This is a genomic window from Microcoleus sp. D3_18a_C4 (genome assembly GCF_036702415.1).
Classification (GTDB): domain Bacteria; phylum Cyanobacteriota; class Cyanobacteriia; order Cyanobacteriales; family Microcoleaceae; genus Microcoleus.
This window is the reverse complement of record NZ_JAUBTI010000164.1, coordinates 9,541-9,925: the sequence shown is the minus strand read 5'-3', so window position 1 is coordinate 9,925 and position 385 is coordinate 9,541. Positions and strand designations below refer to the sequence as shown.

The 385-nt window shown below is 46.2% G+C and carries 1 pseudogene; it reads right to left on the bottom strand.

The features are described from left to right. Positions 1-146 (bottom strand): annotated as a pseudogene (locus QUB16_RS31990) (photosystem II D2 protein (photosystem q(a) protein)); the annotation flags it as partial. Positions 147-385: the final 239 nt, after the last annotated feature.

The window sequence follows — 385 nt, the reverse complement described above, 5'->3', positions numbered from 1 at the left end:
AACCAGCCACCGATGGCTAGGTAGGCGCAGGGGAATAGCAGGATGCCAGACCAGCCTACGAAGACGAAGCGATCGCGCTTGAGCCAGTCGTCGAGTACATCAAATATGCCTCTTTCGGTCTGGGCGCGTCCGACTGCGATTGTCATTACGCAAATCTCCAAATGGATATAATTACAACGGACGTTGTTCTAGTCACAACTTCCCACCTCATACCTCTGCTGTAGCATAAAATGAGTGGATTGTGAATATAATTTACGTTTCTTTACCGCTGATGATGATTATAAAGGGAAATCTTTACAATAGCAAGAGCGAATTTTAAGTTTTGAGTAAGTTGGTAGTTCTGACGGGCAAGGCAATAGATCAACTGGGTTTCGGAGCGATCGGG